The sequence below is a fragment of the Protofrankia sp. Cas3 genome, from assembly GCF_963555955.1.
Classification (GTDB): Bacteria; Actinomycetota; Actinomycetes; order Frankiales; family Frankiaceae; genus Protofrankia.
Map to the genome: position 1 here is coordinate 24,868 of NZ_CAUVXP010000047.1, position 11,118 is coordinate 35,985.

General features: G+C 68.1%; 7 protein-coding genes. 4 read left to right on the forward strand and 3 right to left on the reverse strand.

The window, feature by feature from the left end:
- Positions 1-29 precede the first annotated feature (29 nt).
- Positions 30-1,286, forward strand: a complete 1,257-nt coding sequence (gene mshC, locus U9983_RS11370; protein ID WP_322753976.1) for a cysteine--1-D-myo-inosityl 2-amino-2-deoxy-alpha-D-glucopyranoside ligase — start codon at positions 30-32, stop codon at positions 1,284-1,286.
- On the forward strand, positions 1,286-2,062 hold the full coding sequence (locus tag U9983_RS11375; protein WP_322753977.1) for a hypothetical protein: 777 nt from the start codon (positions 1,286-1,288) through the stop codon (positions 2,060-2,062). Before mshC ends, U9983_RS11375 begins: the two co-directional genes overlap by 1 nt.
- Here the strand turns inward: U9983_RS11375 and U9983_RS11380 are convergent, their stop codons facing one another.
- Complete coding sequence (locus U9983_RS11380; RefSeq protein WP_322753978.1) at positions 2,063-2,905, reverse strand: PAC2 family protein; 843 nt, start codon at positions 2,903-2,905, stop codon at positions 2,063-2,065.
- Between the two features lie 206 nt (positions 2,906-3,111).
- Between U9983_RS11380 and metH the strand changes: the two genes are divergently transcribed.
- Together metH and U9983_RS11390 are read left to right on the forward strand one after the other, a co-directional pair.
- The gene (gene metH / locus U9983_RS11385) at positions 3,112-6,678 is read left to right on the forward strand and encodes a methionine synthase (RefSeq protein WP_322753979.1); all 3,567 of its coding nucleotides are present in this window, start codon (positions 3,112-3,114) and stop codon (positions 6,676-6,678) included.
- Positions 6,679-6,716: 38 nt separating this feature from the next.
- Positions 6,717-7,445, forward strand: a complete 729-nt coding sequence (locus U9983_RS11390; RefSeq protein WP_322753980.1) for an HAD family phosphatase — start codon at positions 6,717-6,719, stop codon at positions 7,443-7,445.
- Positions 7,446-7,467: 22 nt separating this feature from the next.
- Here the strand turns inward: U9983_RS11390 and U9983_RS11395 are convergent, their stop codons facing one another.
- Both U9983_RS11395 and U9983_RS11400 read right to left on the reverse strand, forming a co-directional pair.
- Positions 7,468-10,008, reverse strand: a complete 2,541-nt coding sequence (locus U9983_RS11395; protein WP_322753981.1) for an ABC transporter permease — start codon at positions 10,006-10,008, stop codon at positions 7,468-7,470.
- Between the two features lie 3 nt (positions 10,009-10,011).
- Entirely contained in the window at positions 10,012-10,953 is a 942-nt protein-coding gene (locus U9983_RS11400; RefSeq protein WP_322753982.1) for an ABC transporter ATP-binding protein, read from the reverse strand.
- Between the last annotated feature and the right edge of the window lie 165 nt (positions 10,954-11,118).

An 11,118-nucleotide genomic window follows, 5' to 3' on the forward strand; every position in this document is an offset into this window, starting at 1 on the left:
CTGACATGGACCCGGCTACGCTGACACGCATGCGATCCTGGCCGGCCTCCGCACGCTCGCAGCTTCCCGGTCGAGGATTCCCGCTCCGGGTTTTCGACACGGCGACCGGCTCGGTACGCCCGCTCGAGGCCGGGCCGACGGTCCGCATGTACGTCTGTGGGATCACCCCGTACGATGCCACGCATCTCGGGCACGCATTCACCTACCTCACCTACGATCTACTCACGCGGGTCCTGCTGGATGCCGGCCACGAGGTCCATTATGTCCAGAACATCACCGACGTCGACGATCCACTGTTCGAACGGGCCAAGCGCGACGGACTGGACTGGCGGGAGATCGCCCGGAGTCAGACCGACCTGTTCCGGGCGGACATGACCGCACTGCGCATCCTGCCGCCGGCCGCATATGTGGGGGCGGTCGAGTCGATTCCGCTGGTCATCGAACTGATCGAGAAACTGCGTGGCCGTGAGGCCACCTACCGGGTGGACCGTGACATCTACTTTCCGATCGAGGCGGCCCCCCGTTTCGGCAAGATCTCCCATCTCAGCTTCGACGCGATGGTCGAACGGGCCGCCGGCAACGGCGGCGACCCTGACCGTCCCGGCAAGAAAAACCCGCTCGACCCCCTGTTGTGGCGCGCCGAGCGCCCCGGCGAGCCGGCGTGGCCGTCGCCGTTCGGACCGGGTAGACCGGGCTGGCACATCGAATGTGCCGCCATCGCCCTGACCTATCTGGGTGCGAGCATCGACGTCCAGGGCGGCGGTTCGGATCTCACGTTTCCCCACCACGAATGCGGCATCGCCCACGCGGAGGTCGCGACCGGTGTCCAGCCGTTTGCACGTACCTGTGTGCACACCGCCATGGTCGGTCTCGACGGCCACAAGATGTCGAAGTCGAGGGGAAACCTCGAGTTCGTCTCCCGCCTGCTGGCCCGCGGTGTACCACCGGCGGCGATCCGGATCGCGCTCCTGGACCACCATCACACGGTCGGGTGGGAATGGACTCCCTCGGCCGTGGACGTCGCCCGCGAACGGCTGGCCCGATGGCGGGCGGCGGCCAGCCACACGCGCGGACCCGATGCCCGTCCGCTGCTCGACCAGGTGCGTCGGCGCCTGGCCGACGATCTCGACGCACCGGGTGCCGTCGCCGCTGTCGACCGCTGGGCGAGCGCCGCACTCGCGGCGGGAGGTGATGTCCCGGACGCCCCGGCTTTGGCGCGTGCAATCATCGACTCGCTACTAGGGGTGGACATTGAGCCGGTCGTGGCTGGAGGACGTTCAGTTTGATGGGTGCCGACTACCACCGGACCGACACCGGAACCGGAACCGACGCCGAACGGCCGAGGTTCGATGAGGTGGCGCGAGGTTATGATCCACGTCAGGTTGAGGAATACCTGGCCACGCTGTGGCGGTATGCCAGTCAGGTGACGCAGCGGGCGGCCGCGGCCGAGGCGGCCCTGCACGCCGATCGCCGCCGCCGCGACGGCGAGGCGACCCTGCCCGATCGGCTCGCCGCGCAGGCAGGTGGCCGGATCGGCCTCATGCTGACCATCGCCCATCAGGAAGCCGATGAGATCGTCACTGGTGCCCGCGCCATCGCGGAGCAGGCGTTGGAGGAGGCCATCGAGGACGCCGCCGCCAACCATCCGATCGTGCGTAAGGCCCGTGAGCAGGCGGACAAACTACTCCTCGACGCGGTCGAGGAGTCGCGACAGCGCGCCCAGCAGCGCTTCGACGACATCGAGGCACAGATCTCGCAGGTGGCGGGCATCCTCGAGGGGTTACGCCACCAGCAGGGCGAGGTTCTCGGCGCACTGTTGCGGGTCCGCAGCCTGATGAGCTCCAGCGAGATCGACCGTGCGGTCACGGACCTGGCGCGCGCCGGCACGACGACCGGCACCGGGCGTGCGCAGACCTCCGAGCAGTCCGGGACGAGTGCAGCGCACGATGTGACCGGAGCCGACCCTGGGTTCTTCGCCCGGGCATCGGCGGCGACGGGTACCGCTCGGCCAGCCTATGGCAGCGAGGACGACATCATCGACGCCGAGGTCGTCGAGGAGTAGTCACTGACCCCGTCTGCGCAGGTACCGTTCGAACTCACGGGCGATCGCGTCCCCGCTGGCTTCGGGTAGTTCTGTCTCGGGTTCGCGTGACTCCAACGCGCGCACGTACTCGGCAACCTCACTGTCGCCCGCGGCGAGCTCATCGACCTGACGCTCCCACGCCCGGGCCCGTTCGGCCAGGTCACCCAGGGGGATCTCCATGTCCAGCAGGTCCTCGACCCGCCGTAGCAGGGCCAGCGTCGCCTTCGGGCACGGTGGATTCGCCACGTAGTGGGGGACCGCGGCCCAGAACGACACCGAGGCGAGCCCGGCCTTGGAGCATGCCTCCGCAAACACCCCGACGATGCCGGTGGGACCCTCGTACTTCGACGGGTCCAGCCGCAGGCGTGCGGCCGTGGCCGGGTCCCCGGCGGTTCCACTGATCGGCACCGGGCGGGTATGTGGGGAATCCGCGAGCAACGCGCCGAGGCTGACGACCATGTCGCTGCCGAGCGCATGAATCGCCTCGATCAGCTCGTCGGTGAAGCCCCGCCAGCGCATGTTCGGCTCAAGACCACGGATGAGGACCAAGTCGTTGTCGCCATGGTCGGGGCGTGCGACCGACAGCCGTGTCGTCGGCCAGGAGATTTTGCGGGACGCACCGTCGGTGCCGCTGACTGTGGGACGGTTGACCTGGAAATCGTAGTAGTCGTCCGGATCGATGGCACCGATCACCTTCGCGTCGAGCGCCGACTCCAGATGCTCGACGGCCGCGGACGACGCGTCCGCGGCATCGTTCCAGCCCTCGAAGGCAGCCACTACGATCGGCGACCGTAGCTGACCGACGCCGGAGAACTCGATCACCTGCCACCTCCTGCCGCCCCGCGGCGGCCCACTGCCCCCGTGACAGTGCAACGGTACGTCCTACGTTGGTGCGTGCCGGTGGGTCCCTGCGACCCGCTGTTCCAGAAGTACCCGGTCGGCGGGCCGATCTGACCTGGTCTGGCGGGCAGCAGACCACAGCTGCGCCGACCAGGAGGTCGGTAACCCGGGCAAACCCGATGACGACCATGAGTCGTCACCGCGATCGGCACGGGCACGCCCGGTACGCTTCCCAGGTGCGAGCCGACCTGTTTTCCGCCCTGGCCGAACGCGTGCTGGTAGCCGACGGTGCCATGGGAACGATGCTGCAGGCCGCCGATCTGAGTCTCGACGACTTCCAGGGTCACGAAGGCTGCAACGAGATTCTGAACGTGACACGTCCAGACGTGGTGCGGGCAGTACACGACGCCTACTTCGCTGTCGGGTGTGACGCAGTCGAGACGAACACCTTCGGAGCTAACCTCGCCAATCTCGGAGAGTACGGCATCGCTGACCGTATCGGGGAACTGGCGCAGGCGGGTGCCCGGATAGCCCGTGAGGCTGCCGACTTCTGGAGCACGACCGACCGGCCCCGCTTCGTCCTCGGTTCGGTGGGCCCTGGAACGAAGCTGCCCACCTTGGGACACATCGCCTACCCACCGCTGCGGGACGCCTATCAGCGGCAGGTCGCCGGGTTGCTCGCGGGGGGCGTCGACGCCGTCCTGGTGGAGACCGCGCAGGACCTTCTGCAGGCCAAAGCCGCGATCATCGGAGCGCGCCGTGCGATGACCGCCGCTGATCGTCGGGTTGTCGTCATCGCGCAGGTCACCGTGGAGCTGACCGGGTCGATGCTGCTGGGCTCGGAGATCGCCGCCGCGCTCACCGCGCTCGAGCCGCTCGGCATCGACCTGATCGGCCTGAACTGCGCAACCGGACCCACCGAGATGAGCGAACACCTGCGTCACCTGGCCCGGCACGCCCGAATCGGGCTTTCGGTCATGCCGAACGCCGGTCTGCCCACGCTTGGCCGTGACGGCGCCACCTACCCGCTGACCCCGGCCGAACTCGCCGACGCGCTTGACACCTTCACCCGTGACTACGGCGCCGTACTGGTCGGCGGTTGCTGCGGAACCACCCCCGAGCATCTGCGTCAGGTCGTCGAGCGCGTCGCCGGACGGGCCGTCACGCCACGGCGGCCGGCCGTTGACGCCGCCGCGGCCTCGCTCTACCAGGCCGTGCCGTTCCGGCAGGACAATTCGGTGCTGATGGTGGGTGAGCGCACCAACACCAACGGTTCCAGGGCTTTCCGCGACGCGCTGATCGACAGCCGCTGGGATGACGTCGTGGAGATCGCCCGCGCCGCCACCCGTGAGGGCGCGCACATGATCGACGTCTGTGTGGACTACGTCGGCCGGGACGGCACGGTCGACATGCGGGAGGTTGCCAGCCGCTATGCCACCGCGTCCACGTTGCCGATGATGCTCGACTCCACCGAACCCCCGGTCATCGAGGCGGGGCTGGAATGCCTCGGCGGACGCTGCGTGGTGAACTCGGTCAACTTCGAGGACGGCGACGGCCCCGGCTCCCGGCTCGCCACCGTGATGCCGATCATCCGCGAACACGGCGCGGCCGTCGTCGCACTCTGCATCGACGAAGAAGGCCAGGCCCGGACCGTCGAGTGGAAGGTGCAGGTCGCGCAACGGCTGATCGCCCAGCTGACCGGGCAGTGGGGGATGCACGAGTCCGACATCCTCATCGACGCCCTGACCTTCACCCTCGGTACCGGGCAGGAGGAGTCGCGCGGCGACGGGATTGCCACCATCGAGGCGATCCGCGAGATCAAACGGCGCCATCCCGACGTGCAGACCATCCTCGGGCTGTCCAACATCTCCTTCGGTCTGAAGCCGGCCGCCCGGGTGGTGCTCAACTCGGTGTTCCTGACCGAGTGCGTCGAAGCCGGCCTGGACGCGGCGATCGTGCACGCCTCCAAGATCCTTCCGATGGCGCGCATCCCGGATACCCAGCGTGAGGTCGCCCTCGACCTGGTCTACGACCGGCGCCGGGACGGCTACGATCCGCTGACCCGGTTCCTGGACCTGTTCGAGGGTGTCGAGGGCCATGTCGGCGGGCCGACCCGGGCCGAGGAACTGGCCGCGCTGCCGCTCGACGAACGACTCCAGCGGCGGATCATCGACGGTGAACGGACCGGGCTGGAGGGCGACCTCGACGAGGCGATGCGCTCCCGGGATCCGCTGGCGATCATCAACGAGACCCTGCTGGGCGGCATGAAGGTCGTCGGTGACCTGTTCGGCTCCGGGCAGATGCAGCTGCCGTTCGTCCTGGCGTCGGCCGAGGTCATGAAGGCCGCGGTCGCCTATCTCGAGCCGTACATGGAGAAGTCCGACACCCGGGGCAAGGGCACCCTGGTACTCGCCACGGTCAAGGGCGACGTCCACGACATCGGCAAGAACCTCGTCGACATCATCCTGTCCAACAACGGCTACACGGTTGTCAACCTCGGGATCAAGCAGCCGATCGCGGCAATCCTGGACGCGGCGGCCGAGCAGCACGCCGACGCGATCGGCATGTCCGGGCTGCTGGTGAAATCCACCGTGGTCATGAAGGAGAACCTCGCGGAGATGAACACCCGCGGGGTGGCGGCCACCTGGCCGGTGCTGCTCGGCGGCGCCGCGCTCACCCGAGCCTACGTCGAAGGAGACCTGGCGCAGCTCTACGAGGGCGAGGTCCGCTACGCGCGAGACGCCTTCGAGGGCCTGTCCCTCATGGACGCGGTCATGGCGGCCAAGCGGGGCCAGGCACCGCCGCTCGCCGACGACCCGCGCATGGCCGAACGCCGGGCCCGCCGGGAGCGCACCGAACGGATCAAGGCTGCCAGGACAGCGGCCCGGGCTGAGGAGCCCGTGGCCGAGCTGCCGCCGCGTTCGGACGTGGCGACCGACAACCCCGTGCCGGTGCCGCCGTTCTGGGGGGACCGGATCGTCAAGGGCATCCCACTGGCCGACTACGCCTCCTTCCTCGACGAGCGGGCGACATTCCTCGGCCAGTGGGGGCTGCGCGGCGCCCGCGGTGGCGAGGGCCCTTCCTACGAGGAGCTGGTGGAGACGCAGGGACGCCCCCGGCTGCGGATGTGGCTCGACCGCATCGTCTCCGAGCAGATGCTGGAAGCCGCCGTCGTGTACGGCTACTTCCCGTGTGTCAGCAAGGGTGAGGATCTGATCGTCCTGTCCGCCGACGGTGGTGAACGGGCCCGCTTCAGCTTTCCGCGCCAGCGCCGGGACCGCCGGCTGTGTCTGGCCGACTTCTACCGGTCGGAGGAAGCCGGCGAGGTGGACGTCGTCCCCTTTATGATCATCACCATGGGCCGGCGGATCAGCGCGGTCACGGCCGAGCTCTTCGCCGCCGACTCCTACCGGGAGTACCTGGAGCTGCACGGGCTGTCGGTCCAGCTCACCGAGGCGCTGACCGAGTACTGGCACAAGCGGGTCCGCTCCGAACTGCTGCTGCCCGATGGCACGCCCGCCGGCGCCGCCGATGCCCACGATCTGGCCGGGGTCCTCCGGCAGAACTACCGTGGGTCCCGTTACTCCTTCGGCTACCCGGCCTGCCCCGACCTGGAGCAGCAGGTCGGGGTGTTCGACCTGCTGGATCCGGGACGGGTCGGTGTCGAGCTGTCCGAGGAGTTCCAGCTCGTGCCGGAACAGTCCACGTCGGCGATCATCGCGCACCACCCCGAGGCCAAGTACTTCGCCACCTGATAGTTCGCCACGCTCACCCGACCTGATATGCAGGTCGGGTGAGCGTTGACGATGGTGTTGCGGCCGTCCTGTTCGACATGGACGGTCTGCTGGTTGACACCGAACCGCTGTGGACGGTGGCAGAGCACGAACTGGCGGCAAGCCTCGGTGGCCGGTTCACCCCGGAGATCAAGACGGCGATGATCGGGCACGGGATCGACACTGCCCTGCCACTCATGCTCTCGATGCTCGGGGTACCAGACGCCGACCCGGACGCGGCCGCCCGCTTCCTGGTCAAACGGACCGCCGAGCTGTTCGGCGAACCCGGCCGGATCGTCCCGATGCCGGGTTCCATCGCACTGCTTGACGTGCTGGCTGCCGCGGGGATCCCGACCGCCCTGGTGTCGTCGTCGTTCCGGGTACTGATGGATCCCGTCCTCGCCGCGATCGGCCTCGACCGATTCGCGGTGACGATTGCCGGCGACGAGGTCAGCCTGCGCAAGCCGCATCCGGAGCCGTACCTGACGGCGGCGAGCCTCCTGGGCGTGGTGCCAGCTCGGTGTGTGGTCCTCGAGGACAGTGAGGCTGGCGCGCGTGCCGGCCTCGACGCGGGCTGCGCGACGGTTCTCGTCCCGTCCTTCCCGATGGCCGCGCCGTCCGGGGCCACCGCCGGGGCGACCGTTGTGGCGAGTCTGCGCGAGGTCACCGTGCGGCTACTCGACGGGCTGGTTTCGCCGTCCGCGGGCAGCGTGCGGTACCGGGATGCGGACGACGTCGACCTGGTGTGATGCGTGCCGGGGTGATGCGTGATCAGGTTGTCGCGATCGCCCGCAGGATGTCCATCTTCGCGGCCCGACGGGCCGGGAAGATGGCAGCCAGGACACCGAGCAGGCCACCCATGATGACGACGAAGACGACCGTCCACAGCGGGTAGGCGAAGGTGTTGATGCCCTGGTCCTTGAGGGCGCGGGTCAACGCCCAGCCGAAGAAGCTGCCGACGACGACGCCGAGGAGCGCTCCGAAGACGGCGATCACCACTGCCTCCAGGCGCACCATCGTGCGCAGCTGACGCCTGCTCATGCCGACCGCGCGCAACAGCCCGATCTCCCGGGTCCGTTCGATCACGGAGAGGGCCAACGTGTTGACGATCCCGAACAACGCGATGACGACGGCGAGGGCCAGCAGGACGTAGACGAGGCCCAGAAACTGGTCGACCTGCTTCTCCTGCTGCCGGACGAACTCGGACTGGTCGCGTACCTGCACGTTCGGGTAGGCCTTGGCGACGGAGTCGATCTCCTTCCGAACGTCGGCGATGTTCGCGTTCGACGCGATCCTGACCATGACGAAGATGTCGAGATCGGAGTTGTAATGCCGGCTGAACTCACTCAGGGCGACGAGGTACTTGCCAGCGACCTGGCTTTTCTTGTACGTCCCGGCGAGGGTGAGGGTGGTCGGGCCATCCGGGAAAACCACCGGAACCGGCTGACCCACGACGAACCCGTCAGCCGTCACCGTGTCGCTGTCCATAATGATTGTTCCGTTGCCGAGCTTGGCGATATCCCCGTTGACCTGTCGCAACGCGAGCAGCTGCGGCAGGGCAACCGGGTCACCCGCCAGGATGGTCCCCTTCTTCCCCTTGATCTGGGCCACGTCCGACCGCAGGCCTGTGACGAGCTCGATGCCTGGTTTACCCCGCAGAGACTGGGCGATGTCGGGGCTGAACCCCTGACCGAAACCGGACCCGGCCAGGTAGAAGTCCGCACCCAGACTGTTGCTGACGGTCTCCTTGACGGAATCCTTGATGGACGCACCGAGCACCGCGAACGCGCTGACCAGCGCCAGGCCGATCATCAACGCGGATGCCGTCGAGGCGCTCCGGCGTGGATTACGCATGGCGTTCTCGCGTCCGAGGCGGCCGGTGGCGCCGAACAGAACCGGCAGCGGACTGCCGATGAATCTGGTGATGGGCCGCGCGAGCAGCGGCGAGAGAGTCGCGATGCCGAGGAAGCACAGTCCGGCACCGATGCCGACCACCGCCGCCCCGGACTTCCCGGTGACGGCGGCCAGCCCATAGACGAGGAGCAACGCGCCGATACCCGCCAGGGCGCCACCGGCGATGCCGCGGGAGCGCAGGGAACGCGCGGGTAGGACGAAGGATTCGCGCATCGCCGCCACCGGTGGGACCGACGCGGCTTTGCGCGCGGGGATGAAGGCGGCGACCGCCGTGACGACAACGCCGACAGCGTAGGCGACAATGATCGTTCGGGGTCGGAACACCAACCCCCCGCCGGGTAGCGACACCCCGAACGCCGCCACCGCGAGTCGCAACAGGACGGCCAGACCCGCGCCGAACACCAGCCCGACTGTCGCGCCGACAAACCCGACGACGCCCGCCTCAAGCTGGACCGCGAGCTGGACCTGGCGCCGGCTGGCGCCCAGCGCCCGCAGCAGCGCGAGCTCCCGGACCCGCTGGGCCACCAGCATCGTGAAGGTGTTGAAAATGATGAATGCACCCACGAAGACCGATATGCCAGCGAATATCAGCAGAAATGTGGAGAAACCGCCGATGGCCTTCTGGACCGCGTTCGCGTTCTCGTCGGCCAGCTGTTTGCCCGTGATCGCCTCGACGCCTGCGGGTAGCACCCCGGAGATCCGGTCGCGAAGGTCGGTCTGGGACAGTCCGTCGACGGCGGCGATTCTGATCGAGGTGAACTCGTCCGGGGCGAGCAGGACGCGCTGCGCGGTGGCCGTGTCGAAAGCGATCACGGTAGCGCCCCCGACGCTGTCCTGTCCGGCCAGCCGGAACGTCCCGACCAGGGTGTAGGCAGCGGGTGCGCCCTTGGTCAGCACGGTCACCCGATCGCCGATCAGCAGATCCGCCTTGTCCGCACTGCTCTTGTCGATCACGAATTCCTGGCCGTGCGGTGCACGACCCGCGGCGATCTCGACCGCGGACACCGCAGTGCCACCGTCCCAGTTGGTGCCGATCCCGGGCGCACCGCCGGTGTCGAGCACCTTGCCGGTGCGGGGGTTGACGAACACCGCTGTTCCGTCTACATCGCCGACGGCCGCCCGTACCCCGGGCACGCCCTTGACCACATCCAGCAGGGAGCTGGGAAGAGGCCGGCTCGGGCTGTTCCCAGCAGAACTGTCGTCCACTGCGTTGATCGTACGAACCGCCACGCTGACGTTCTTAGTGGCGTTGGCGAACAGCGTGTCGAACGTCTGGTTGAGGGTATCGGTGAGTACCAGCGTGCCGGTGACGAAACTGACCCCGGCCACGACCGCGAGAGCGGAGAGCAGCAGCCGGAGCTTGCGGGCCAGCAGATTCTTCAGGGTGGTGCGCAGCATCGGTCAGGCCCTGCCCGACGATCCGTAGCCGGCGGCTTCGTCGAGGGCTACGCCCTCGTCCTGCCAGGGTTGCCGGCCACCCCAGTCCGAACCGTCGCCGTCCTCGGCGTCGGCCTCCTGCTGGAGCTGATCGAGGTGCTTCATCCGGTCGAGGACGCGTTCGGCGGTCGGGTTCGGCATCGAGTCGACGATCCTTCCGTCGACGAGGAAGACGACCTCATCGGAGAAGGACGCCGAGCTGGGATCGTGGGTGACCATCACGACGGTCTGGTCGAGCTCGCGAACGGAGCGTTGGAGAAACGACAGCACCTCGGCTCCGGACCTGGAGTCCAGATTGCCGGTGGGCTCGTCTGCGAAGACGATGTCCGGCCGGGTCACCAGGGCGCGGGCACACGCGACCCGCTGCTGCTGACCGCCGGAAAGCTCCGACGGGCGGTGGCTCAGGCGCGGTGCGAGCCCGACGGCGTCGACCACCTGCGCCATCCACTCGCGGTCGGGCTTGCGGCCGGCGATGTCGAGGGGAAGCGTGATGTTCTCGGCTGCGGTCAGCGTCGGCAACAGGTTGAACTGCTGGAACACGAAGCCGATGCGGTCACGGCGAAGCTGGGTGAGCGCCTTGTCCGACAACCGCGACAGGTCCACGGCGCCGATGAAGACCTGGCCCCGGGTCACGGTGTCAAGACCGGCCAGGCAATGCATCAACGTCGACTTACCCGACCCGGACGGCCCCATGATCGCGGTAAACCGCCCGCGGGGGAAGGAAACGTCGATATCGCGCAGTGCGGTCACCGCGGTCTGTCCGGATCCATAAATCTTGACCAAGCCGGCAGCCCGCGCCGCGGCAATCACGTCCGACCCCGTACCGCCCGTGGCGTGAGTCGGATCCGAGGACCCCACCGGCCCGGCGGAGGGATCAGCGCCGGAGCTCCGGCCCGCTCGGCTCATGGAAAAAGCTCCTTTCGAAAGGCACGGTCATCCCGTCGTCCCCGGTACTGTCCCACCCGCGACCGCCCGTCCCGTCGACCGCTCCAACGTTGCTCGATCAGAGGTCGATCCGAATACACCGCACATGTCAGAAGATTCTTCCGACGCAACCTGCGTTAAACCCAA

What these genes read in the sequence shown, in the direction of transcription:
- mshC (WP_322753976.1), top strand. Translation starts at nt 30, where the DNA reads ATGCGATCCTGGCCGGCCTCCGCACGCTCGCAGCTTCCCGGTCGAGGA.
- U9983_RS11375 (WP_322753977.1), top strand. Translation starts at nt 1,286, where the DNA reads ATGGGTGCCGACTACCACCGGACCGACACCGGAACCGGAACCGACGCC.
- metH (WP_322753979.1), top strand. Translation starts at nt 3,112, where the DNA reads ATGAGTCGTCACCGCGATCGGCACGGGCACGCCCGGTACGCTTCCCAG.
- U9983_RS11395 (WP_322753981.1), bottom strand. Translation starts at nt 10,008, where the DNA reads ATGCTGCGCACCACCCTGAAGAATCTGCTGGCCCGCAAGCTCCGGCTG.
- U9983_RS11400 (WP_322753982.1), bottom strand. Translation starts at nt 10,953, where the DNA reads ATGAGCCGAGCGGGCCGGAGCTCCGGCGCTGATCCCTCCGCCGGGCCG.